A 24,699-nucleotide genomic window follows, 5' to 3' on the forward strand; every position below is an offset into this window, starting at 1 on the left:
ACGGGACGTGGCGGCACGGGACGGCACGACCGTGCCGCCGGACTCGGCCGGCGGCACGGGTGAGGCGGGGGCGTCAGCCCTGCTGCGGGTGGTGGGCCGGGATCGGGGGGAGCTCGCCGGTGGTCTCGTACGCGGAGAGCATCTCGATCCGGCGGGTGTGACGCTCCTCACCGGAGTACGGGGTGTTGAGGAAGATCTCGACGAACTTCGTCGCCTCTTCCTCGGTGTGCATCCGGCCGCCGATGGAGACGACGTTGGCGTTGTTGTGCTCGCGGCCGAGGGCGGCGGTCTGCTCGCTCCAGGCGAGGGCGGCGCGGACCCCCTTCACCTTGTTCGCGGCGATCTGCTCGCCGTTGCCGGAGCCGCCGATGACGATGCCCAGGCTGTCCGGGTCCGCGGCCGTCTTCTCGGCGGCACGCAGGCAGAACGGCGGGTAGTCGTCCAGGGCGTCGTAGATGTGGGGACCACAGTCGACGGGCTCGTGGCCATGGGCCTTCAGCCACTCGACGAGGTGGTTCTTGAGTTCGAAGCCGGCATGGTCGGAGCCGAGGTACACGCGCATGGTTCCGAGTGTGGCACGCGCGGGGCGGGGTAGCGGTCAGCGGGGTCGGGGCCTTGGTCCGGAGCGGTATGGACCTTTGGCCCTTACGCAACGATCCGGAGTCGGCTCTTCCGATCTCGCCGCAGTCCGGTGTTCAATGCTCGGGCTCGTGACCCGAGTGCCCCACAGACGTAAGGAAGCGTTCATGAACACGCAGCCGACCCTTGCGAAGGAAGGCAGCGCCACCGGAAACCCCGGTGATTCGCAGTCGTCCGACGGACTCAAGGCCGGTCTCAAGAACCGTCACCTCTCCATGATCGCCATCGGTGGCGTCATCGGCGCCGGACTGTTCGGCGGCTCCGCCGCCGGCATCAAGGCCGCCGGCCCCGGCATCCTGCTGTCCTACGCGCTCGTGGGCACCATGGTCGTCTTCGTGATGCGGATGCTCGGCGAGATGTCGGTCGCCAACCCGACCTCCGGCTCGTTCTCGGCGCACGCCGACCGGGCGCTCGGACGCTGGGCGGGCTTCTCCATCGGCTGGCTGTACTGGTTCTTCTGGGTCGTCGTGCTCGCCGTCGAGGCGACCATGGGCGCGGACATCCTCAACGGCTGGATCCCGGCCGTCCCGCAGTGGGCCTGGGCGCTCATCGTGATGGTCGTCCTGACCGCCACCAACCTCGGCTCGGTCGCCTCCTACGGCGAGTTCGAGTTCTGGTTCGCGGGCATCAAGGTCGTCGCCATCGCCGCCTTCATCGTGGTCGGCGGGCTCGCGATCTTCGGCGTGCTGCCGGGCGCGGACACCTCGGCCGCCGGTCTGAGCAACCTCACCGAGCACGGCGGCTTCCTGCCCAACGGCTACGGCGCGATCCTCACCGGCATCCTGATGGTCGTCTTCTCCTTCATGGGCAGCGAGATCGTCACCCTCGCCGCCGGCGAGTCCTCGGACCCGCGCCGCGCGGTCGCCAAGGCCACCAACAGCGTCATCTGGCGCGTCGGCATCTTCTACCTCGGCTCGATCCTGGTGGTCGTCTCGCTGCTGCCGTGGAACGACCCGTCGCTGGAGAAGGACGGCTCGTACGTCGCGGCGCTGAACTCCATCGGCATCCCGCACGCCGGCCAGATCATGAACGTGATCATCCTGACCGCGGTGCTGTCCTGCCTGAACTCGGGCCTCTACACCGCCTCCCGCATGGCCTTCTCCCTCGGCCGCCGCGGTGACGCGCCGAAGGCCTTCGCCAAGCTCAACTCGAAGGGCGTGCCGCAGGCCGCCACCCTCGGCTCGGTGGTCTTCGGCTTCGTCGCGGTCTTCTTCAACTACAAGTGGCCCGACACCGTCTTCGCCTTCCTGCTGAACGCGTCCGGTGCCATCGCCCTCTTCGTCTGGCTGGTCATCTGCTTCTCGCAGCTGCGCATGCGCAAGATCATCCTGCGCGAGTCCCCGGAGAAGCTGCTGGTCAAGATGTGGCTCTTCCCGTACCTGACCTGGGCGACCATCGCGATGATCGTCTTCGTCCTCGGCTACATGCTCTACAACGGCGGCTCGGCCCGTGAGCAGGTCGTCCTGTCGCTGCTCGTGGCGGGCCTGGTCGTGGCCGTCGCCGTGATCCGCGACCGCTTCGGCAAGACCGCGCAGCCGGCCGACGCCGTGGAGACCGCCGCGAAGGACTGAATCCGCACGCGCGCCCAACGGCGCATCCATACCTGACGGGTTCTGTCAGGTATCGGCGAGAAGCTCTCCGTGTCCCAGGGAATCCCCCAAGGAACGGAGAGCTTTCTCATGTCCCTCACCGCCCAGCACGTCTTCCGCCCCGGCGACGCCGGATACGACGACGAGCTCGCCGGCTACCAGACCGGCTTCGCCGTCCGCCCCGAGCTGATCGTCGGCGCCACCGGTGCCGAGGAGGTCCGGGCGGCCGTCGCGTACGCCGCCGAGCGCGGGCTGCCGGTCGGCGTCCACGCCACCGGGCACGGGCTCCCCGGCGCCGCCGAGGGCGGGCTGCTGATCACCACGCGCCGGATGGACCAGGTACGGATCGACCCGGACGCCCGTGTCGCGCGGCTCGCGGCCGGGGTGCGCTGGGCCCAGGTCGTCGAGGCGGCCGCCGCGCACGGCCTCGCCCCGCTGAACGGCTCCGCGCCGAGCGTCGGCGCGGTCGGGTACACGCTCGGCGGCGGGCTCGGCATCCTCGCCCGGGAGTACGGCTGGGCGGCCGACCATGTGCGGTCCCTGGACCTGGTCACGGCCGACGGCGCGCTGCGCGAGGTGACCGCGTCGAGCGACCCGGCGCTGTTCGCGGGCCTGCTCGGCGGCGGGCACGGCCTCGGCGTGGTGACCGCCCTGGAGATCGGCCTGGTCCCGGTGGCCCGGCTCTACGGTGGGGCGATCGCCTTCGACGGTGCCCGGACCGACCCGGGCGCGGTCCTGCGCGCGTACGCGGAGTGGACCGGGACCCTGCCGGAGACCCTGACCTCGTCGCTGGCCGCGGTCGCCTACCCGGACCTCCCGATGCTGCCGCCGCAGCTGCGCGGCCGGTACGTGATCTCCGTACGGGTCGCCTTCACCGGGGACGCCGCCGAGGGTGAACGCCTGGTGGCCCCGCTGCGCGCGATCGGCCCGGCGCTCTCCGACTCGCTGCGGGAGCTGCCGTACACCGACAGCCACACGATCCACAGCGACCCGGACTTCCCGCACGCCTACTGGGGCGACGGGATCACGCTGAGCGCGCTCGACCCGGACGCGGCCGCCTCGGTGCTCGACGTGACCGGGCCGAAGGCCGGCCGGATGGCGATCGTGCAGCTCAACCACCTGGGCGGGGCGCTCGCGAAGGAGCGGTCGAACTCCGTGCCGTACCGCGAGGCGGCCTTCCTGGTGCGCGCGCTCTATCCGCTGGACGCGGACGGCGTGGAGCCGGTCCGCGCGCTCCACGCGCGCGTGGAGGAGGCGTTGGCGCCGTGGGCGCTGGGCCGGGCGGTCAACTTCGTCTTCGGCGACGGACGGGCGAAGGAGGGGCTGTACGACGCGGAGACGCGGAAGAGGCTCGCCCGGCTGAAGTCGGAACTCGACCCGGCGAACCTCTTCGGATGAAGCGTGTGACGGAGCTGAGGCTCAGCCCTTGCGGCCGAGCAGCTTCCAGGCGGTGGGCAGCGCGCCCATCGCGAGGGCGGCCTTGAGGGCGTCGCCGATCAGGAACGGGGTCAGTCCCGCGGCGACCGCCTGCGGGAGGGTCATGCCGGTGGCGAAGGCCAGGTACGGCACGCCGACCGCGTAGATGACGGCGGAGCCGAGCACCATCGTGCCGGCGGTGCGGAGCACCGAGCGATCGGCGCCGCGCCGCGCGAGGGCGCCGACGACGGTGGCGGCGAGCAGCATGCCGAGGATGTAGCCGAAGCTCGGCATCGCGTAGCCGGAGGAGGCCTGGGCGAACCACGGCACGCCCGCCATGCCCACGACCGCGTACAGCGCGAGGGAGAGGAAGCCGCGGCGGGCGCCGAGGGCCGTGCCGACGAGCAGGGCCGCGAACGTCTGGCCGGAGACCGGGACCGGCGAGCCGGGGACCGGGACGGCGATCTGCGCGGCGATGCCGGTGAGCGCGGCGCCGCCGACGACGAGGGCGATGTCCCGGGCGCGGGAGGACGGCAGCAGGTCGGCCAGGACCGTCCCTGAGCGGAGGGGACGGACGGGGGCGGTGGCGGTGCTCATCGGTACTCCGCGGGGGTGAGGGAGGTCAGGACAGGTCGACCGTAGTCGAGGGGTGAACGCGCGATCACCATCAGCCGCCCACAAAGGGGAGCTTGAGCGCTTGGTGGGGATCACACAAAGAAGCGGGTCCATGCCTCGCGCCACGTGACGCTTGTCACGGCGATGAGCTGGACCGGGGGCCATTTTGCGCCAAGGGCAGGTCAGCAGAGAGACTGTGGGTTCTCCATAAACACCTCCAGGGCCTGCCCTGGGGTCTCCGCACCGCTCCCGAAGGCACGAGCCCCCCATGCACGACGCACCTCCTGCCGCCGCCCCCGCTCCCCCGGCTCCCGAACCCGAGCCGCTCTCCCACGGGCTGAAGCAGCGTCATCTGACGATGCTGGGGCTCGGCGGGGTGATCGGTGCCGGGCTCTTCGTCGGCTCGGGCGCGGGCATCGCGGTCGCGGGGCCCGGGATCGTCCTGTCGTATCTGATCGCGGGCACGCTCGCCATGCTGGTCATGCGGATGCTCGGCGAGATGTCGGCGGCGATGCCGGCCTCCGGCGCCTTCTCCGTGCACGCCGAGCGCGCCCTCGGCCGCTGGGCGGGCTTCTCGGTGGGCTGGCTGTACTGGTTCCTGCTGGTCGTGGTCCTCGCGGTGGAGGCGACGGGCGCGGCGCAGATCGCGCACGGCTGGGTGCCAGGGGTCCCGCAGTGGGGCTGGGTGCTGATCTTCATGATCGTGTTCACCGTCGCCAACCTGGCGGCGGTGAAGAACTTCGGCGAGTTCGAGTTCTGGTTCGCGGCCCTGAAGGTCGGCGCGATCGTGCTCTTCCTCGCCCTCGGGACGCTCGCGATCCTCGGCCGGCTCCCGGACACCGACCCGGTGGGCCTGGCGAACCTCACAGGCCAGGGCGGCTTCCTGCCGAACGGCTGGGGCGGGGTCGTCTCCGGTGTCCTCGCCGTCGTCTTCGCCTTCGGCGGCCTCGAGGTCGTCACGATCGCGGCCGCCGAGTCGGACGACCCGGCGCGCAACGTGGCCCGCGCGGTGCGCAGCGCCGTCTGGCGCATCCTCCTCTTCTACGTGGGTTCGATGCTGGTCATCGTGACGCTGCTGCCCTGGACCTCGATGACGCCCGGTCAGTCGCCGTACGTCGCCGTCCTCGACTCGATCGGGGTCCCGGCGGCCGGCCAGATCATGAACATCGTGGTCTTCGTGGCGCTGCTCTCGGCACTCAACGCCAATCTGTACGGCTCCTCGCGGATGGTCTTCTCGCTCGCGGAGCGCGGTGAGGCGCCGAAGGGGCTGCTGAAGGTGTCGGGCGGCGGCGTGCCGCGCCGGGCGGTGCTCGCCTCGGTGGCGTTCGGGTTCGTCTCCGTGCTGCTCAATCTGAAGTGGCCGGATTCCGTCTTCCTCTACATGCTCAACGCCGTCGGCGCGGTGCTCCTCTTCGTCTGGGGTCTGATCGCGGTCTCGCAGCTGCGGCTGCGCCGCCGGATCGAGCGTGAGGCCCCCGAGACGCTGACGCTGCGGATGTGGGGCTTCCCCTGGCTGACCTGGACGGCGCTGGCCGCGATGGCGGCCGTCCTGGTGCTGATGCTGACGGACGACGGGGCCCGGCCGCAGGTGCTGTGGTCGGGCGCGGCCACCGGGGCCGTACTGCTCGTGGCGTGGGTGCGCGAGGTGCGCACGAAGCGGAGGTAATCCTTCACCTTGTGTGAAGCTCGTGCCCGTATAGCGGACATCTGTTCCCTGTAAGCGGTACTCCCACCCAGACTGTGGGCCGTTCCCCCGTCTCAGGCAATGAACAGGGCTGCCCATGTCACGGACCACCGCGCCCGAGCCCGTCGACCGCAAGGCCGACGGGACGCCCCCCTCCCAGGGACTCACGCACGGCCTCAAGCAGCGTCATCTCTCGATGATCGCCCTCGGCGGCGTCATCGGCGCCGGCCTCTTCGTCGGCTCCGGTGCCGGCATCGCCGCCGCCGGTCCCTCGATCGTGGTCGCGTACGCCATCTCCGGGCTGCTCGTCATGCTCGTGATGCGCATGCTCGGCGAGATGTCGGCGGCCAACCCGGCCTCCGGCTCCTTCTCCGTCCACGCCGAGCGCGCCATCGGCCCGTGGGCCGGCTTCACGGCGGGCTGGTCCTTCTGGTTCCTGCTCTGCGTGGCCGTCGGCCTGGAGGGCATCGGCGCGGCGAAGATCATGACCGGCTGGTTCCCGGACAGCCCGGAGTGGGCCTGGGTGGCCCTCTTCATGCTGGTCTTCTGCGCGACCAACCTGGCGGCGGTGAAGAACTTCGGCGAGTTCGAGTTCTGGTTCGCCGCCCTGAAGGTCGGCGCGATCGTCCTCTTCCTCGGCATCGGCGTGCTCGCCATCGTCGGCGTCCTGCCCGGCTCGGACGCCCCCGGCACCGCGAACCTCACCGGCGACGGCGGCTTCTTCCCGAACGGCTCCGAGGGGCTGATCGTCGGTCTGCTCGCCTCGGTCTTCGCGTACGGCGGTCTGGAGACCGTCACCATCGCCGCCGCCGAGTCCGAGCACCCCGTGCAGGGCGTCGCGAAGGCGGTCCGCACGGCGATGTGGCGCATCGCGCTCTTCTACATCGGCTCGATGGCCGTCATCGTGACCCTGGTCCCGTGGGGCGACAAGGCCGTCGTCGAGAAGGGCCCGTACGTGGCCACCCTCGACCACCTGGGCATCCCGGCGGCCGGCCAGATCATGAACGTGGTCGTGCTGATCGCCCTGCTGTCGGCGATGAACGCCAACATCTACGGCGCCTCCCGGATGGCCACCTCGCTGGTCGCCCGGGGCCAGGGCCCGAAGGCGCTCGGCCGGACCTTCGGCGGCGTCCCGCGCCCGGCGGTGCTCGTCTCCTCGGTCTTCGGCTTCCTCTGCGTGCTGCTGAGCTACTGGCGGCCCGAGGACATCTTCATCTGGCTGCTCAACACCATCGGCGCGATCATCCTCGTCGTCTGGTTCTTCATCGCCGTCTCGCAGCTGCTGCTGCGCCGCCGCACCGAGCGCGAGGCGCCGGAGAAGCTCGTCGTGAAGATGTGGGCCTTCCCGGTGCTGACCTGGGTGGCGCTCGCGGGCATGGCGGCGATCTTCTTCCTGATGGCCCGCGAGGAGGGCACCCGGGTCCAGCTGTACTGGACCGGCGGCCTCACGGCGCTGCTCGCGGCGGTCGGCTTCGCGCTGCAGAAGAAGCGCGGGACGCGGGAGCCCCAGGACGCCTGAGCGCACGACGCCTCCGCACGGAAGCCCCCGGACCGGTCTCGGTCGCGGGGGCTTCCGCGTTTCTCCGTGATTCTCCGTGTTTCTCCGCCACGAGTCCTAGGACCGATGACTGATCAACTCGGGGGCAGTGCTGCTGTTAGCCTGCACCTGCATATAGGTTGCAATAACTCAGTAGCAGCGAGAGGCTCGGCACATGGCGATCTACACCCTTCCGGAACTGCCGTACGACTACGCGGCTCTGGAGCCGGTGATCAACCCCCAGATCATCGAGCTGCACCACGACAAGCACCACGCCGCGTACGTCAAGGGTGCCAACGACACCCTTGAGCAGCTGGAAGAGGCCCGCGACAAGGACCAGTGGGGCTCGATCAACGGCCTGGAGAAGAACCTCGCGTTCCACCTCTCCGGCCACATCCTGCACAGCATCTACTGGAACAACATGAACAGCCCGAAGGAGGGTGGCGGCGGCGAGCCGCTGGCCGCCGACGGGGTCGGCGACCTCGCCGACGCGATCACCGAGTCGTTCGGCTCCTTCGCCAAGTTCAAGTCCCAGCTGACCAAGGCCTCCGCGACCACGCAGGGCTCCGGCTGGGGTGTCCTCGCCTACGAGCCGATCAGCGGCCGGCTGATCGTCGAGCAGGTCTACGACCACCAGGGCAACGTCGGCCAGGGCTCGATCCCCGTCCTCGTCTTCGACGCCTGGGAGCACGCCTTCTACCTGCAGTACAAGAACCAGAAGGTGGACTTCATCGAGGCCATGTGGCAGGTCGTCAACTGGCAGGACGTGAACAAGCGCTACCAGGCGGCCAAGAACTCCGTACCGCTGATCTCCTTCTGATCGGCGTCCCGGTCCCCGTCCGGACCGGACCCCGCTCGTCCTGCTCGTGATCGTCTTCTCAACCTTCACTCGCAGGCGGATGAAAGAAGGACCCCCGCGATGACGTGAATCGCGGGGGTCCTTCCATGCCCGGGGGCGGTCACTCGAAGCTCGGGGCCGCCGTCCGCGTCCGCTTGATCTCGTAGAAGCCGGGCGTCGCCGCCACCAGCAGCGTGCCGTCCCACAGCCGGGCCGCCGCCTCGCCGCGCGGGGTCGGCGTGACGACCGGGCCGAAGAAGGCGACCTCGTCGCCGTCGGAGCCCGGCACGGAGATGACCGGCGTGCCGACGTCCTGGCCGACCTTCTCGATGCCCTCCTTGTGGGAGGCGCGCAGCTCGGTGTCGTAGGTGTCCTTGTCGGCGTAGTCCGCAAGCTCGGCCGGCAGGCCGACGTCCGCGAGGGCGCCGGTGATCGCCTCACGCGTCGGGCCCTCGCCGTTGTTGTGGAAGCGGGTGCCGAGCGCGGTGTAGAGCTTGCCGACGACCTCGTCGCCGTGCAGCTGCTGGGCCGCGATCACCACGCGGACCGGGCCCCAGGCCTTGGTCTCCAGCATGTCGCGGTACTCCGCCGGAAGCTCGTCGAGCTTGTCCTCGTTGAGGACCGCCAGGCTCATCACCTTCCACCGGACGTCGACCGGGCGGACCTTCTCGACCTCCAGCATCCAGCGGGAGGTCATCCAGGCCCAGGGGCACAGGGGGTCGAACCAGAAGTCGGCGGTGGTCCTGCTCTCGGACATGTCACTCCTCATGGATGGATACCGGTGCGCCGCATGGAGCAACGCCATGCCCCGGCCGGGGCATTCCCCGATCGCCGCGCGACAGTGGCACATGGGAGGATCGGTGCTGTTTCGAACGAGCCACGAAGGAGTGACCGTGCCCGGTGAGAATCTGTCCCGCGACGAGGCCCGCGAGCGGGCCGAGCTGCTGTCCGTCGACGGGTACGAGGTCGCCCTGGACCTGCGCTCGGCGGTCGGGGAGTCGAGCGATGGGGACACCACCGCCGAAGGCAGGGGGAAGGTCCGCACCTTCCGCTCGGTGACGACGATCCGGTTCCGGCGCACGGGCGAGGGCAGCACCACCTTCGTCGACCTGATCGCCCCCGCCGTCACCTCGGTGGAGCTGAACGGCCGCGCGCTCGACCCGGCCGCCGTCTTCGACGGCGCGCGGATCGCCCTGGACGGGCTCGCCGACGAGAACGTGCTCGTCGTGGACGCCCAGTGCGCCTACAGCAGGACCGGCGAGGGCATGCACCGCTTCGTCGACCCGGAGGACGGCGAGGTCTACCTGTACACGCAGTACGAGCCGGCCGACGCCCGCCGCGTGTACGCCACCTTCGAGCAGCCCGACCTGAAGGCCCCGCACCTCTTCTCGGTGAAGGCCCCCGAGGGCTGGACGGTGTGGAGCAACGGCGCCGGGGAGCGGGACGCCGAGGGCGTGTGGCGGTTCGCGGAGACGGCGCCGATCTCGACGTACATCACCTGCGTCGTCGCCGGTCCCTACCACTACGTCACGGACACCTACCGGCGCACGCTGGCCGACGGGACCGATCTTGAGATCCCGCTCGGCGCGATGTGCCGCAAGGGGCTCGCCAAGCACTTCGACGCGGACGACGTCTTCCTGATCACCAAGCAGGGCTTCGACTTCTTCCACGACAACTTCGACTTCCCGTACCCCTTCGGGAAGTACGACCAGGCCTTCGTCCCCGAGTACAACCTCGGCGCGATGGAGAACCCGGGCATGGTGACCTTCCGCGAGGAGTACATCTACCGGGGCAAGGTCACGCGGGCCGCGTACGAGCGCCGCGCCAACGTGATCCTGCACGAGATGGCGCACATGTGGTTCGGCGACCTCGTCACCATGGTGTGGTGGGACGACCTGTGGCTGAAGGAGTCCTTCGCCGACTTCATGGGCTCCTTCGTGCTGGCCGAGGCGACCCGGTTCACCAACAGCTGGGTCACCTTCGCCAACAACCGCAAGTCCTGGGCGTACCGCGCCGACCAGCTGCCGTCCACCCACCCGATCACGGCCGACATCCGTGACCTGGAGGACGCCAAGCTGAACTTCGACGGCATCACCTACGCCAAGGGCGCCTCCGTCCTGAAGCAGCTCGTGGCGTACGCCGGCCGGGACGCGTTCCTGGAGGGCGCGCGCCGCTACTTCAAGCGGCACGCGTACGGGAACACGCGCCTGGCCGACCTTCTCTCCGTCCTGGAGGAGACCTCCGGGCGCGACATGAAGGCCTGGTCGCGGTCCTGGCTGCAGACCTCGGGCGTCAACACGCTGACGCCGGAGGTGACGTACGACGCGGAGGGCCGGATCACCGAGCTGGCCGTCGTCCAGGGCGGGGACGAGCTTCGCCCGCACCGGGCGGCCGTCGGTCTGTACCGGCTCTCGGCGGACGGCGAGCTGGTGCGGTACGCGCGGGCCGAGGCCGACGTCGTCGGCGCCCGGACCGTCGTGGCCGAGCTGGCCGGGTCGGACCGGCCCGACCTGGTGCTCGTCAACGACGACGACCTGACGTACTGCAAGGTCCGCTTCGACGAGGGCTCGCTCGCGACCCTGCGGGCGCACCTGGGCGACATCACGGACCCGCTCGCCCGGGCCCTGTGCTGGTCGGCGCTGTGGAACCTGACGCGGGACGGCCTGATGCCCGCCCGTGACTTCGTCGCGGTCGCGCTCGGCTTCGCGGGCCGCGAGACGGACATCGGCGTGCTCCAGATGGTGCACGCCTGGGCGCGCTCGGCGGTCACGCACTACGCGGCGCCCGCGTGGCGCGCGGAGGGCGGCCGGCTGCTCGCCGAGGGCGGACTGCGCGAGCTGCGGGTGGCCGAGCCAGGCAGCGAGCACCAGCTGACCTGGGCGCGGTTCTTCGCGGCCGCGGCCGCGTCGGACGCGGACTTCCAGCTCCTGGAGGGTCTGCTCGACGGCTCGGCGAAGATCGACGGCCTGGAGATCGACCAGGAGCAGCGCTGGGCGTTCCTGGAGCCGCTGGCCACGCACGGCCGCGCGGACGAGGCCCGGATCGGCGAGGAGCTGTCCCGCGACGACACGGCGACCGGCAAGCGGCACCAGGTGCGCTGCCTGGCCGCCCGGCCCTCGGCGGCGGTCAAGGCGCAGGCCTGGGCGCAGGTCGTCGAGTCGGACACGCTGTCGAACGCGCTGGTGGAGGCGACGATCGCGGGCTTCGTCCAGCCCTCGCAGCGGGAGCTGATCGCGCCGTACGCGGAGAAGTACTTCGCGGCGATCGAGCGGATCTGGTCGGAGCGCTCGATCCAGATCGGCATGGACGTGGTCCGCGGGCTGTTCCCGGGCCTCCAGGACGACGAGTCGACGCTGACGGCGACGGACGCCTGGCTGGGCGCGCACGAGGACGCGGCGCCGGCGCTGCGGCGGCTCGTCCTGGAGTCGCGCGACGACCTGGCGCGCGCGCTGCGGGCGCAGGTCTGCGACGCGGGCGCTGACGCGTAGGGCGGGGGCGAATCCCCGTACGGCTCTCGTGGGCGGCGCTCCTGGTGGGGCGCCGCCCACGGCGTTGTGGCGAGCAACCCTCATCGGCACTCGAACGCGCGTACTTTAGGGCGAAGTTGTCCCGGTTCGGCGACGCGCTTGTAACAGCGGTTAGCGGGGCCTCCGGGAGCGGAAGACCCCCGGCATGAACCAGAACACCCCCATCACCCCCCGACCCCTCCCTCTCACCTCCGACCGGTTGCGGGCCGCGCTGCTCCACGCGCACCGGCCCGGCGCCGCGCCCGCGGCCCGGGAGGCCGAGGCGATGATCACCGGGCTCGCGGCGCTCGCCGTGCACGGCTTCTCCTCCGCTCCCCCGCTGCTCGCCCTGGACCGGATCGACGTCCTGGTCCCGCGCACCCGCCGGCTGCGCTCCACCCACACGGTCAGGGTGGTGCGCGCGCACGACATGCCCGAGCCGCTCAAGCTGGGCGGGGTTCCTGTCGCACCGGTCGCCCGGGCGCTCGCGGACGCGGTGTCCGCGCTGACCGACGCGCCCACGGTGCGCGGGCTGCTCACCGAGGCGGTACGGGGCGGGCACTGCGAACCCGGCACGGTGGTGCGGGAGTTGAACCGCGCACGGCTGCTGAACCGGCCGCACGTGGTGGACGCCGTCGACTCGCTGCTCGCGGAGGGCCGCGGCATCGCCGAGGAGCGGCTGTACGAGATGGTCCGGGAGTTCGGGCTGCCGGACCCGATGTGGAACGTGGACCTGCGGCTGCCGGGCGGCCCGCACCTCGGCGGCGTGGACGCCTACTGGCCCGACCAGGCGGTGGCCCTGGAGCTGGACACCCGGGCGCCCCGGCAGGACGACGACGCGCTCTGGTCGGAGTACACCCGCAAGCGCGAGCACCTGGAGCGGCTCGGCATCACGGTCGTCCACATCACCCCGCGCAAGCTGCGCGAGGCGATGGACCAGCAGGCCACCGTGGTCCGTACGGCCCTGATGGCCGCGTCGGACCGGCAGCCCGCCGCCTACGTCGTCGTCCTGCCCCGCTGAGCGGGTGCCGCGTCAGCTCTTCGGAGCGCCCTTCGGAGCCGTACCGCAGAACTCGGCCTCGACGACGGTGTCGCTGTCACCCGTCCAGTCCGCGTTGAAGTTCATGGCGAGCGAGTGCTCGCCGTCCCGGGTGGTGACGGCCTGCGAGGAGGAGCCGTGGATGCCACCGCCGTGGCCCCAGACCTCCTTGCCGCAGCTCAGCTTCACCTGCATCAGCCCCAGGCCGTAGTGGATGTCGGGGGCCATCTCGCCCACCGGCACGGCCCGCGTCAGCTCACGCATCTCGGCCTTCGGGAGCAGCTTGCCCTTGAGCAGGGCCCGGTAGAACGTCTGCAGGTCGTTGGAGTCGGAGATCATCTCGCCCGCCGCGTACGCGAGAGACGGGTTCAGTTCGGTGACGTCGTACACCTTCGTCGCGTTCGGGTCGACCGAGAGCTTCGAGTACGCGCGTGAACCCGGCTGCGGCATCGTCGCCCTGGTCCCGGGGACGCTGGTGGCCCGCAGCTTCAGCGGCTTGAGGATCCGCCGCTCGACCTCCTTTCCGTACGGACGGCCGGTGACCTTCTCGATCACCATGCCCGCGAGGACGTAGTTGGTGTTGGAGTACGACCAGGAGGTGCCCGGCGCGAAGTCCGGCGCGTGGGTCATCGCGATGCCGACGAGCTGCCGCGGGGTCCAGGTGTCGTAGCGGTTCTTCAGGAACTCCTCGCCGAAGACCTTCTGCTGGAAGCCGGGGTCGGAGGTGACGTCGTAGACGCCGCTGGTGTGGTTGAGGAGCTGGCGGACGGTGATCCTGCTGCCGTCGTGGCCGTTGCCCCGGACGACGCCCGGCAGCCACTTCTCGACCGGGTCGTCCAGGTCGAGCCGGCCCTCGGCCTGGAGCTGGAGGAGGACGGTGGCGACGAAGGTCTTGGTGATCGAGCCGACCCGGTAGCGGTCCTGTCCGCCGCGCTCGCCCGCCGTCCCGGTCCAGCCGGACCGGCCGGAGCGGGCCTGGGCCACGGCCCCGGGCACCCCTTCGGCGACCGCCGCGTCGAGGGCCCGCTGGGTGGCGGTGTGGTCGGGCTTCTTCGGCGCGGCGGCGGCGACGGCGGGCGCGGCGAGCGCTCCCGCGGTGAGCGCGGCCGCGGCGGTGGCGGCCGTCGCGGCGAGGAGGGTGCGGGCGAGGCGTGCGGAGGTCATGCGGGTTCCCCTGTTTCTGTGCGGTCCTGCGGGTGTACTGCGGTCGCGGGAGGGGACCCGGGAGGCGGGGCGGAGGGTTGAGCGGGGTTGCTCCGGTTGAGCGGTATTCAGCCGTTTGCCGGATCGGCGAGGCGGGAGCGGCCGACGGGCGGCCGTTCGCGCCACAACTGCAGCCCGATGTCGACGAGTTCGACCCTGGCGAGGTCGGGTACGGAGGCGAGGGGGTGCCAGGCGGCGAGGTCGGTGGAGCCACCGGTCTCGTTGCGCAGGGAGCCGCCGGTGATCCGGGACTCGTAGATGATCCGCAGGCCCTGGAAGTCGCCGGGGCCGCCGAGCCTGCGCAGCCAGCCGCGCCGGATGGAGTCGATGCCCAGCAGGGCGACCGGCTCGGTCAGATAGCCGGTCTCCTCCTCGACCTCGCGGACGACGGTGTCCACCGGCTCCTCGCCGTGGTCCATCCCGCCGCCGGGCAGCGTCCAGCGCCTGGCGCCGGCCCGGTCCACCCAGCGGGCGAGGAGGATCTCGTCGTCACGGACACACACGGCGTAGGCCGCCACCCTCAACTCCTGCTTCATGGAGTGAGGTTAGAGGGAGCGGGACGCGGGCGTCAGAACCAGTACACGGGGTACGGCCGGCCGGTCGCGCGGGCGCCCGCGAGGCCTACGGCGACCAGCAGGGCACTGGCGAGGGCGAGCAGCGCGAGGAAGGTCCAGAACGGCGGATTCTGGAGGGTGACGATCACGGCCGTGGCGGCGGCGGGCGAGTGCGGGGTGCGGGCCGCCATCATGACGCCGAGCGCGAGGCCGCCGGCGAGAGCGGCGCCCCAGAGGGACGGACCGGTGACCAGGAGGACCGCGAAGCCGGTGAGCGCGGAGAGGAGCTGACCGCCGACGACCGAGCGGGGCTGGGCGAGCGGCAGGTCGGGCGCGCCGGCCACCAGCGCCATGCTGGCCGCCAGGGGCGGGATCAGCAGCGGCTGCTCGAGGACGGTGCCGAGGGCGACCAGGGCGAGCAGGGCGGTGACGCTCACGGTGGTCGCCAGGGCCACGGTCCTGGGGTGCGGTCGGGCGGGCGGGGCGGCGGTCGTCATGCGGGGTCCTGGGGGTGGGCGTCGAGGGGCGGGTTGGCGGGCGAGAAGTCGGGCCCGGACCAGCGCAGGGGGCTCGCGGCCGGGGTCTCGACGACCCGTTCCACGCGGAGCCCGGTGGTCCGGCCGCCCTCCTCGCCGTACGTCGTGCGGGCCGTGCCGGACAGCTGGAGCGTGGTGCCGGTCCGCCAGTCGAGGAAGAGCAGGCCCGCGCGGCTGTCGGTCTCCAGGTTGCCGAGGGTCAGGAACATCGCGTTGCCGGGATAGTCCGGCCAGCTCAGCTCGGTGGGCGAGTCGACGCTCACGAAGCCGGGGAAGCCGCCCCGGTGGCTCGCGTCCATGCCGTCGGGGGCGGTGGTCGCGATGAAGAAGGTGTCGGCGGCCCGGACGAACTCCTCCTGGGCCGGGGTCAGCGCGGTGGAGTGGCACGGGGCGCCGGGCGGGGTGGCGAGGTCGGGCGCGTACAGCTCGCGCTTCTGGATGTACTTCGGGCAGTTGGAGAAGACCTGCTCCGCCTCGACGGTGAAGCCGCGGGCACTGGGGCGGGCGATGCCGTTGAGGCGCATGCGGCGACGGGTGCGCGGGTCGAGGGCGATGGTCCCGACGGGTGCGGGTCCTGGCCCCGGCGGCGGGGCCGCCACGGAGATCGTGTGCGGGCCGGTCGCCCGGGCGAAGCCGGGGGTGCCGGTGAGGAGCGAGCTCCAGACCCGGCCGTCGCCGTCGGCCGCGGCGAGCACCAGCATCGGCTGGAGTTCGAGGAAGGCGGCGGCGACGGGGCGGATGCCGTCGGTGATGGAACGGCCGACGTGGGCGGCGATGTCGGTGACGCCGGTTCGCTCCTGGACGGCGCGGGAGCCTGCGTTGTACGCGTCGTACGCGTCCATGGGTTGGGCCTTTCGTGTACGGGCCCGAGGGCGGGGGTCCGGGGTGCGGGCCCCCGGCCTCGGGCGGCGCGTCCGCTGCCTAGAAGAAGCCGCAGGTCGGGGCGCCCTCGGTGGGGGCCTCGGCGTCCTCCCCGCCGGTCGGGGCGAAGATCTCCAGGCGAGTGCCGTCCGGGTCGTGGAAGAAGATGCCGCCGGAGTGGCCGCCCTCGGAGTGCGGGACGACGCCCTCGTACGCGAAGTCCGTCCCGCGCGCCTTCAGGGCCGCCTCCGCCGCCTTGACCGCCTCGCTCGACTCGGCCTCCCACGCGAGGTGGTGCAGCCCCGCGCGGCCGGAGTCGTACGCCCCCTCCGCCTGCTGCCAGAGGGTGAGGACGAGCTGTCCGCCCTGGCCGAGGAAGGCGTACCGCCTGCCCTCCTCCTTGCCCTCGCCGAGCACCTCGAAGCCCAGCACGTCCCCGTAGAAGCCGAGCGAACGCTCCAGGTCCGTGACGTTCAGCCCCACATGGTTGGTCTTCAGCGTTCCGATCGCCGCCATGGCGGTTCCCCTCTCATCGACAAGCGCTAACCATTGAAATTCACTTTAAAGGTTAGGTCACGAGAGTGCAACCGGTCACGTAACCTTGAGGGGTTAGTTCCACGAGGAGGGTGCCCGTCATGACCGTTTCCGATCCGCGGCCCCTGGTCGGCGAGCCGGTCTCCCTCGACCTGCTCAACACCCGCTGGATGACGGACGGCGTACGCCAGGACCTGCTCACCGACACCGACGGCCTCGCCGTCTGGCTCGGCGCCAACGGGCTCGACGCGCGCTTCGCCGCCGACGCGACCACCCTGCGCCACACGCTGACCGCCCGCGAGGCCCTCTCCGGACTCGTCGACCGGCCCGGCGACCCCGACGCCGTCGCCCGCGTCGACGCCGTTCTCGGCCACGGCCGCATCCGCGCCACCCTCACCGCCGAGGGCCCGGGAGAGCTGCCCGAGTTCGCGGAAGCGGCCTGGGGCCCCGGCTGGACCGCCGCCCGGGACTACCTCGACCTCCTGCGCACCGCCCCGGACCGGATCCGCTCCTGCGCCCACGAGGCGTGCATCCTGCACTTCTTCGACACCTCGCGGAACGGCACCCGACGCTGGTGCTCGATGGCGATCTGCGGCAACCGGGCCAAGGCCTCCCGCCACTACGCTCGTACAAAGGAGAACTAACCAGCGGTAAACGGGGGTCGACTCGTCACCTTTGACACCGATACGTTCTCTGTGGCGTATCGCGCCCGGTGGCGGATGTGTGCCATGACCACATCCCGCCGAATTCAACTCTCCACAAACCCCTGTCACTTGCGAAAGGCTGAGCGGTCATCCGGTACCGAAATCCGGACCCTCTTCTTTCACAATCAGGGATGTAAATGACCACCCCCGAAACTCAGAGCTCCATATCCGGGCGCTCGACCTCCGGGCACAGACGCGCAGCCCGGATCGCCGCCGCCGCGGGACTCGTCACCGCGCTGATCGCGGCCGGCGCCGCGCCGGTCCTGGCCGTCGAGGCCCCGGCCACCACCACTCCCCCGGTCAAGTCCGCCGGGTCGGGCGACAAGCTCGGCCCGACCGACGCCCAGCGCCTCAGCGAGGCCGAGGCGACCGGCGAGAAGAACGTCACGATCCTCGTGGCCACCGCCCCCGGCTCCACCGAGCAGGTCGCCGGCCAGCTCGACGCGGTTCAGGGCGCCTCGGTCGGCCGCCAGGAGGACAAGCTCGGCTACGTCCGCGCCACGATCCCGACCGGCAAGGCCGACGCCGCCATCAAGGCGGCCGCCAAGCTCTCCAGCGTCCAGGCGATCGACCTGCAGGCCGAGATCCCGCTGGACGACCCGACCCCCGACGCCGGCACCGCCGGCGCCGTCGAGGGCACGACCGTCTCCACGACGTACCCGGCCCCGGGCAAGAGCACGCCGGCGAAGAACCCGTACAACCCGTCGCACGAGACGGGCGCCGTCGACTTCGTCGAGGACCACCCCAAGGCCGACGGCCGGGGTGTCACCATCGGCGTCCTCGACTCCGGCGTGGACCTCGGCCACCCGGCGCTGCAGAAGACCACCACCGGCGAGCGCAAGATCGTCGACTGGGTCACCTCCACCGACCCGCTGACCGAGGGCGACGGCACCTGGCGTGCCCAGATCACCCCGGTCGCCGGCCCGGTCTTCACCGCCTCCTCGCAGTCCTGGAAGGCGCCCGAGGGCTCCTACCAGTTCAGCCGCTTCAACGAGGCGATCACCGCTGGCGGCGACCCGGCCGGTGACATCAACCGCGACGGCGACACGGCCGACCTCTTCGGCATGCTGTACGACCCGGCCGCCGGCACCGTCCGCGTGGACACCGACCAGAACAACGACTTCACGGACAACGCGCCGATGAAGCCGTACAAGGACGGGTACCAGATCGGCTACTTCGGTACCGACAACCCGGCCACCGAGGTCGTCGAGAAGACGCCGTTCGTCGTCGAGATCCGCAAGGACGTCGCGATGGACCCGCTGGGCGGCTCCTGGGTCGGCCAGAAGCGCGACTTCGTCAACATCGGCATCGTCGAGTCCTCCCACGGCACGCACGTGGCCGGCATCACCGCCGCCAAGGGCCTCTTCGGCGGCCGGATGAACGGCGCGGCGCCCGGCGCGAAGATCGTCTCCTCGCGCGCGTGCACCTGGACCGGCGGCTGCACCAACACCGCCCTCACCGAGGGCATGACGGACCTCGTCGTCAACCGCGGCGTCGACATCGTCAACATGTCGATCGGCGGCCTGCCCGCGCAGAACGACGGCGACAACGTCCGCGCCCGCCTGTACACCCGGCTGATCGACCAGTACGGCGTCCAGCTGATCATCTCGGCCGGCAACTCCGGCCCTGGCATCAACACGATCGGCGACCCCGGCCTGGCCGACAAGGTCATCTCGGTCGGCGCGGCGATCTCCAAGTCGACCTGGGCCTCCAACTACGGCTCGGCCGTCACCAAGTCGTACGCGATGTTCCCCTTCTCCTCGCGCGGCCCGCGTGAGGACGGTGGCTTCACCCCGACCATCTCCGGTCCGGGCTCGTCCGTGAACACCATCCCGACCTGGCAGGCGGGCTCCGGCGTTCCGGAGTCCGGCTACACGCTGCCCGCCGGATACGGGATGCTCAACGGCACCTCGATGTCCTCCCCGCAGGTCGCGGGCGCCAGCGCGCTGCTGATCTCGGCCGCGAAGCAGAAGCGGATCGAGCTCGACCCGCTGACCCTGCGCACCGCCCTCACCTCGACCGCCCAGCGGATCCCCGGTGTCGCGGCGCACGAGCAGGGCTCGGGCCTCATCGACATCAACGAGGCCTGGGAGTCGATCAAGGACGGCGCGACCGCCCACGACTACAAGGTGCAGGCCCCGGTCGACACCGCGATCTTCCCGGCCCCGCACACCGGCACCGGTGTGTACGACCGTGAGGGCGGCCTCAAGGTCGGCCAGAAGAAGGTCTACGACGTCACCATCACGCGCACGAACGGCCCGAACCGGCCGATCGAGCACGACCTGGAGCTGAAGTACAACGACGGCACCTTCCGGATCCTCGGCGACGACGAGATCGACCTGCCGCTGAACCAGCCGGTCACCGTCAAGATCCAGGCGAAGCCCACCACCGCCGGTGTGCACAGCGTGATCCTGGAGGCCGACGACGACCGCACCGAGGGTGTCGACAAGCAGATCCTCGCCACCTCGGTCGTCGCGTCCGACCTGACCGCGCCCGGCTACGGCTTCTCCGCCAACGGCTCGGTCCAGCGCAACAGCCACAAGTCGTACTTCATCACCGTGCCGGAGGGCGCCAAGACCCTCGAGGTCGCCCTCGGCGGTCTGAAGGAGAAGAGCCAGACCCGGTTCATCTCCATCCACCCGTACGGCGTGGCCTTCGAGTCCACCGCGTCCAACGTGTGCTACCCGCACTACAACCCGGGCAACGGCTGCCGTGCGGACCTCCGCTCGTACGCCAACCCGACGCCGGGCGTCTGGGAGATCGAGGTCGAGGCGCGCCGCACCTCGCCCGACCTGGACAACCCGTACAAGCTCGACGTCTCGGTGCTCGGCGCCGAGTTCGACCCGGCCACGCAGACCGTCGCCGAGGCGAAGGTCGGCACCCCGGCCGCCGTCGAGTGGACCGTCACCAACAAGTTCGCCGGCCTCGAGGGCAAGCTGAAGGGCGGCCCGCTGGGCTCGCTCAAGGCCGAGACGCCGACGATCAAGCACCACGAGCAGCAGACGAAGACCGTCACCATCGGTGAGGGTGTCGAGCGGCTCGACGTGGCGATCGGCAACACCTCGGACAAGGCCGCCGACCTGGACCTGACGGTCCTGCGCGACGGCGTCCAGGTGGGCCAGGCCGCGGACGGCGACTCGGAGGAGGCCGTCTCGCTCGTCAAGCCGGCCGCCGGTACCTACACGATCGTGATCGACGGCTACTCGGTGCAGGCCGAGGGCGGCACGACCTTCGACTACAAGGACGTGTACTACTCGGCAGCGCTCGGCAGCGTCCAGGTCGACGCCGCCAAGAGCTACCCGCTGGCCAACGGCGCCTCCGCCAAGGTCGGCGCCTCGGTGCTCGTCGCCGGTGCCGCGCCCGAGGGCCGGCAGTTCTTCGGCGAGGTCCAGCTGGTGAACGCGCGCGGCACGGTCGCGGGCGCCGGCAGCGTCGTGATCGGCAAGGTCACCCCGTAACACCGCGGTACGCGTGACGTCCCGTGACGTCGCGTGAGGGGGCGGGCACCGGAACCGGTGCCCGCCCCTTCTCCGTCTCCGCCCACGGCCCGTGTCCGTCCCGACACCCGTCCCGATCCTCGGACAATGGATTGGACAAGGCGGGCCGGGACATACGCATCATGGACGGCAGCAGCCTGCACAAACGTACGGAGGAGTCCCCGTGAAGGTCGGAATCGTCGGAGCCACCGGTCAGGTCGGCACAGTCATGCGCAAGATCCTGGCCGAGCGGGAGTTCCCGGTCGACGAGCTGCGGCTCTTCGCCTCCGCCCGCTCCGCGGGCACCGTCCTCGACGGGGTCACGGTCGAGGACGCCGCCACCGCCGACTACACCGGCCTCGACATCGTCCTGTTCTCCGCGGGCGGCGCGACCTCCAAGGCCCTCGCCGAGAAGGTCGCCTCCCAGGGCGCCGTCGTGATCGACAACTCCTCCGCGTGGCGCCGCGACCCCGAGGTGCCCCTGGTGGTCTCCGAGGTCAACCCGCACGCGATCAAGGACCGCCCCAAGGGCATCATCGCCAACCCGAACTGCACCACGATGGCCGCGATGCCGGTGCTCAAGCCGCTCCACCAGGAGGCCGGCCTCACTGCGCTGATCGCCACGACCTACCAGGCCGTCTCCGGCTCCGGTGTCGCCGGCGTCGCCGAGCTGCGCACCCAGGCGTGCGCCGTAGCCGAGAACGCCGACCAGCTGGCGTTCGACGGCGAGGCCGTGGAGTTCCCCGAGCCCGCCGTCTACAAGCGCCCCATCGCCTTCAACGTCGTCCCGCTGGCCGGCTCGATCGTGGACGACGGCACCTTCGAGACCGACGAGGAGCAGAAGCTCCGCAACGAGTCCCGCAAGATCCTGGAGATCCCCGAGCTGAAGGTCTCCGGCACCTGTGTGCGCGTCCCGGTCTTCTCCGGCCACTCGCTCCAGGTGAACGTGCGCTTCGAGCGTCCGATCAGCGTCGAGCGCGCCTACGAGCTGCTCAAGGACGCCGAGGGCGTCGAGCTCTCCGAGATCCCGACCCCGCTGCAGGCGGCCGGCAAGGACGCCTCGTACGTGGGCCGCATCCGCGTGGACGAGACCGTCGACAACGGTCTGGCGCTGTTCCTCTCCAACGACAACCTGCGCAAGGGCGCCGCGCTGAACGCGGTGCAGATCGCGGAGCTGGTCGCGGCGGAGCTGAAGGGCTGACGCGGACCGTACGCGGACGAGAAGGGGCGGCCACCCGGGACGGTGGCCGCCCCTTCGGGCGTTCTCGCGGCCCTGCGAAATGTGCCGTGCGGGGTGGAGCCGCCGCGTGGAAGGATGGCCCAAACGTCACGAAATCTAGGAGATGACCGGGTGCCTGGCACAAACCTGACCCGTGAAGAGGCGCAGCAGCGGGCGAAGCTGCTGACCGTGGACGCGTACGAGGTCGACCTCGACCTCTCCGGTGCGCAGGAGGGCGGCACCTACCGGTCCGTCACCACCGTCCGCTTCGATTCCGCCGAGGCCGGCGCCGAGACCTTCATCGATCTCGTCGCCCCCGCCGTGCACGAGGTCGTCCTCAACGGCCACGCGCTCGACGTCGCCGCCGTCTTCCGCGACTCGCGGATCGCGCTGGCCCATCTGCACCAGGGCCCGAACGAGCTGAAGGTCGTCGCCGACTGCGCGTACACGAACACCGGTGAGGGCCTGCACCGCTTCGTCGACCCGGTCGACGACCAGGCGTACCTCTACACCCAGTTCGAGGTGCCGGACGCCCGCCGGGTCTTCGCCTCGTTCGAGCAGCCGGACCTGAAGGCGACCTTCCAGTTCACCGTGAAGGCGCCGAGCGGCTGGAGCGTGATCTCCAACTCGCCGACCCCGGAGCCCAAGGGCCCCGATTTGACTGTATGGCACTTCGAGCCGACCCCGCGCATCTCCACCTACATCACGGCGCTCATCGTCGGCCCGTACCACTCGGTGCACTCGACGTACGAGAAGGACGGCCAGACCGTCCCGCTCGGCATCTACTGCCGTCCGTCGCTTGCCGAGTTCCTCGACGCGGACCACATCTTCGACGTCACGCGCCAGGGCTTCGACTGGTTCCAGGAGAAGTTCGCGTACGACTACCCCTTCGCCAAGTACGACCAGCTCTTCGTGCCGGAGTTCAACGCGGGCGCGATGGAGAACGCGGGCGCGGTGACCATCCGCGACCAGTACGTGTTCCGCTCGAAGGTGACGGACGCGGCGTACGAGCGCCGGGCCGAGACGATCCTGCACGAGCTCGCGCACATGTGGTTCGGCGACCTGGTCACCATGGAGTGGTGGAACGACCTGTGGCTGAACGAGTCGTTCGCGACGTTCACCTCGGTCGCCTGCCAGGCCTCCGTGCCGGGCACCCGCTGGCCGAACGCCTGGACCACCTTCGCCAACGCGGAGAAGACCTGGGCGTACCGCCAGGACCAGCTGCCGTCCACGCACCCGATCATGGCCGAGATCAACGATCTCGAGGACGTGCTGGTCAACTTCGACGGCATCACCTACGCCAAGGGCGCCTCGGTGCTCAAGCAGCTGGTGGCGTACGTCGGCCAGGACGAGTTCTTCAAGGGCGTGCAGGCGTACTTCAAGGCGCACGCCTTCGGCAACACGCGTCTGACCGACCTTCTGGGCGCGCTTGAGGAGACCTCGGGCCGTGACCTGAAGGCCTGGTCGAAGCTGTGGCTGGAGACGGCCGGCATCAACATCCTCCGCCCGGAGATCGAGACCGACGAGAACGGTGTCATCACCTCCTTCGCGGTCAAGCAGGAGGCGCCGGCGCTGCCGGCGGGCGCCAAGGGCGAGTCGACGCTGCGTCCGCACCGGATCGCGATCGGCTTCTACGACCTGGACGCGGCCGGCAAGCTGGTCCGCTCCGACCGTCTGGAGCTGGACATCGAGGCGGCCGAGCTGACGGCCGTACCGCAGCTGGCGGGCAAGCCCCGTCCGGCGGTCGTGCTGCTCAACGACGACGACCTGTCGTACGCCAAGGTCCGGCTCGACGAGGTGTCCCTGAAGAACGTGACCGCGCACCTCGGCGACTTCGCCGAGTCGCTGCCGCGCGCGCTGTGCTGGGCATCTGCCTGGGACATGACCCGGGACGGCGAGCTGGCCACCCGCGACTACCTGGACCTGGTCCTCTCCGGCATCGCCAAGGAGAGCGACATCGGTGTGGTGCAGTCGCTGCAGGGCCAGGTGAAGGCGGCTCTCGACCTGTACGCGGCGCCGGAGTGGCGGGAGGCCGGGCTGACCCGGTGGACCGACGCGACCCTGGCGCACCTGCGCGCTGCCGAGCCGGCGAGCGACCACCAGCTGGCGTGGGCGCGGGCGTTCGCGGCGACGGCGCGCACGCCGCAGCAGCTGGACCTGCTGGCGGCCCTCCTGGAGGGCGGCGAGACGATCGAGGGCCTGGCCGTCGACACCGAGCTGCGCTGGGCGTTCGTGCAGCGGCTCGCGGCGACCGGTGTCTTCGACGAGCCGGAGATCGCGGCGGAGCTGGAGCGGGACAGGACCGCGGCCGGTGAGCGGCACGCGGCGACCGCGCGGTCGGCGCGTCCCACGGAGGCGGCGAAGGCCGAGGCGTGGGCGTCGGTCGTGGAGTCCGACAAGCTGGCCAACGCCGTGCAGGAGGCGGTGATCGGCGGCTTCGTCCAGACCGACCAGCGTGAGCTGCTCGCCCCGTACACGACGAAGTACTTCGCGTCGATCAAGGGCGTCTCGGAGACGCGCAGCCACGAGATGATCCAGCAGATCGTCGTCGGGCTCTACCCGACGCTCCAGGTCTCGCAGGAGACCCTGGAGGCGACGGACGCGTGGATCGCGGCGAACAACCCGGCGCCGGCGCTGAAGCGCCTGGTGACGGAGTGCCGGGCGGGCGTCGAGCGCGCCCTGAAGGCGCAGGCGGCGGACGCGGCCGCCGCGTAGCCGGTCGTATCGGCTGAAAGACGAAGGGGCACCC

At 70.9% G+C, this 24,699-nt stretch carries 19 protein-coding genes; 11 read left to right on the top strand and 8 right to left on the bottom strand.

Annotation, left to right across the window (positions count from 1 at the left end):
* Nucleotides 1–73 precede the first annotated feature (73 nt).
* Nucleotides 74–562: a ribose-5-phosphate isomerase gene (locus ACF09C_RS18450; RefSeq protein ID WP_362411226.1), complete on the bottom strand. Its 489-nt coding sequence runs from the start codon at nucleotides 560–562 to the stop codon at nucleotides 74–76.
* 184 nt (nucleotides 563–746) lie between these two features.
* Between ACF09C_RS18450 and ACF09C_RS18455 the strand changes: the two genes are divergently transcribed.
* Nucleotides 747–2,210: an amino acid permease gene (locus ACF09C_RS18455; RefSeq protein ID WP_392092482.1), complete on the top strand. Its 1,464-nt coding sequence runs from the start codon at nucleotides 747–749 to the stop codon at nucleotides 2,208–2,210.
* Nucleotides 2,211–2,318: 108 nt separating this feature from the next.
* Nucleotides 2,319–3,626 carry an FAD-binding oxidoreductase gene (locus ACF09C_RS18460; protein WP_392092483.1) on the top strand — a complete coding sequence of 436 codons (1,308 nt, stop codon included), beginning with the start codon at nucleotides 2,319–2,321 and terminating at the stop codon, nucleotides 3,624–3,626.
* 21 nt (nucleotides 3,627–3,647) lie between these two features.
* Here the strand turns inward: ACF09C_RS18460 and ACF09C_RS18465 are convergent, their stop codons facing one another.
* Nucleotides 3,648–4,241 carry a biotin transporter BioY gene (locus ACF09C_RS18465; protein WP_392092484.1) on the bottom strand — a complete coding sequence of 198 codons (594 nt, stop codon included), beginning with the start codon at nucleotides 4,239–4,241 and terminating at the stop codon, nucleotides 3,648–3,650.
* 286 nt (nucleotides 4,242–4,527) lie between these two features.
* On the opposite strand from ACF09C_RS18465, the gene ACF09C_RS18470 reads away from it, so the two are divergent.
* From ACF09C_RS18470 to ACF09C_RS18480, 3 genes are all read left to right on the top strand, one after another.
* Complete coding sequence (locus tag ACF09C_RS18470; RefSeq protein WP_392092485.1) at nucleotides 4,528–5,925, top strand: amino acid permease; 1,398 nt, start codon at nucleotides 4,528–4,530, stop codon at nucleotides 5,923–5,925.
* Between the two features lie 115 nt (nucleotides 5,926–6,040).
* Nucleotides 6,041–7,462, top strand: a complete 1,422-nt coding sequence (locus ACF09C_RS18475; RefSeq protein ID WP_392092486.1) for an amino acid permease — start codon at nucleotides 6,041–6,043, stop codon at nucleotides 7,460–7,462.
* A gap of 193 nt (nucleotides 7,463–7,655) precedes the next feature.
* Entirely contained in the window at nucleotides 7,656–8,300 is a 645-nt protein-coding gene (locus ACF09C_RS18480; RefSeq protein ID WP_392092487.1) for a superoxide dismutase, read from the top strand.
* A gap of 139 nt (nucleotides 8,301–8,439) precedes the next feature.
* Here ACF09C_RS18480 and ACF09C_RS18485 read toward each other — a convergent pair whose 3' ends face one another.
* Entirely contained in the window at nucleotides 8,440–9,075 is a 636-nt protein-coding gene (locus tag ACF09C_RS18485) for a DsbA family protein (protein ID WP_392092488.1), read from the bottom strand.
* A 136-nt stretch (nucleotides 9,076–9,211) separates the two neighbouring features.
* Here ACF09C_RS18485 and pepN (ACF09C_RS18490) point away from each other — a divergent pair, with 136 nt between their 5' ends.
* On the top strand, nucleotides 9,212–11,806 hold the full coding sequence (gene pepN / locus ACF09C_RS18490) for an aminopeptidase N (RefSeq protein ID WP_392092489.1): 2,595 nt from the start codon (nucleotides 9,212–9,214) through the stop codon (nucleotides 11,804–11,806).
* A gap of 184 nt (nucleotides 11,807–11,990) precedes the next feature.
* Complete coding sequence (locus tag ACF09C_RS18495) at nucleotides 11,991–12,845, top strand: hypothetical protein (RefSeq protein WP_392092490.1); 855 nt, start codon at nucleotides 11,991–11,993, stop codon at nucleotides 12,843–12,845.
* A 12-nt stretch (nucleotides 12,846–12,857) separates the two neighbouring features.
* On the opposite strand, the gene ACF09C_RS18500 is transcribed toward ACF09C_RS18495, so the two are convergent.
* The 5 genes from ACF09C_RS18500 to ACF09C_RS18520 form a co-directional block, all read right to left on the bottom strand.
* Nucleotides 12,858–14,027, bottom strand: coding sequence for a serine hydrolase domain-containing protein (locus ACF09C_RS18500; RefSeq protein ID WP_392092491.1), 1,170 nt, complete (start codon nucleotides 14,025–14,027; stop codon nucleotides 12,858–12,860).
* A 107-nt stretch (nucleotides 14,028–14,134) separates the two neighbouring features.
* Complete coding sequence (locus ACF09C_RS18505; RefSeq protein ID WP_392092492.1) at nucleotides 14,135–14,602, bottom strand: NUDIX hydrolase; 468 nt, start codon at nucleotides 14,600–14,602, stop codon at nucleotides 14,135–14,137.
* Between the two features lie 32 nt (nucleotides 14,603–14,634).
* Nucleotides 14,635–15,117 (bottom strand): HPP family protein, encoded by a 483-nt coding sequence (locus ACF09C_RS18510; RefSeq protein WP_392092493.1) that lies wholly within the window; start codon nucleotides 15,115–15,117, stop codon nucleotides 14,635–14,637.
* Nucleotides 15,114–15,998 carry a pyridoxamine 5'-phosphate oxidase family protein gene (locus ACF09C_RS18515; protein ID WP_392092494.1) on the bottom strand — a complete coding sequence of 295 codons (885 nt, stop codon included), beginning with the start codon at nucleotides 15,996–15,998 and terminating at the stop codon, nucleotides 15,114–15,116. Before ACF09C_RS18515 ends, ACF09C_RS18510 begins: the two co-directional genes overlap by 4 nt.
* 79 nt (nucleotides 15,999–16,077) lie before the next feature.
* Nucleotides 16,078–16,533, bottom strand: coding sequence for a VOC family protein (locus tag ACF09C_RS18520; RefSeq protein ID WP_392092495.1), 456 nt, complete (start codon nucleotides 16,531–16,533; stop codon nucleotides 16,078–16,080).
* Between the two features lie 119 nt (nucleotides 16,534–16,652).
* On the opposite strand from ACF09C_RS18520, the gene ACF09C_RS18525 reads away from it, so the two are divergent.
* From ACF09C_RS18525 to pepN (ACF09C_RS18540), 4 genes are all read left to right on the top strand, one after another.
* A complete protein-coding gene (locus ACF09C_RS18525) occupies nucleotides 16,653–17,195 on the top strand; it encodes a CGNR zinc finger domain-containing protein (RefSeq protein WP_392092496.1) in 543 nt (180 codons plus the stop codon).
* A gap of 197 nt (nucleotides 17,196–17,392) precedes the next feature.
* Nucleotides 17,393–20,713, top strand: coding sequence for a S8 family serine peptidase (locus tag ACF09C_RS18530; RefSeq protein WP_392092497.1), 3,321 nt, complete (start codon nucleotides 17,393–17,395; stop codon nucleotides 20,711–20,713).
* A gap of 202 nt (nucleotides 20,714–20,915) precedes the next feature.
* Nucleotides 20,916–21,932: an aspartate-semialdehyde dehydrogenase gene (locus ACF09C_RS18535; protein ID WP_392092498.1), complete on the top strand. Its 1,017-nt coding sequence runs from the start codon at nucleotides 20,916–20,918 to the stop codon at nucleotides 21,930–21,932.
* A gap of 150 nt (nucleotides 21,933–22,082) precedes the next feature.
* A complete protein-coding gene (gene pepN / locus ACF09C_RS18540) occupies nucleotides 22,083–24,665 on the top strand; it encodes an aminopeptidase N (protein ID WP_392092499.1) in 2,583 nt (860 codons plus the stop codon).
* Nucleotides 24,666–24,699: the final 34 nt, after the last annotated feature.

The organism is Streptomyces sp. NPDC014870 (assembly GCF_043081505.1).
Taxonomy (GTDB): Bacteria; Actinomycetota; Actinomycetes; order Streptomycetales; family Streptomycetaceae; genus Streptomyces.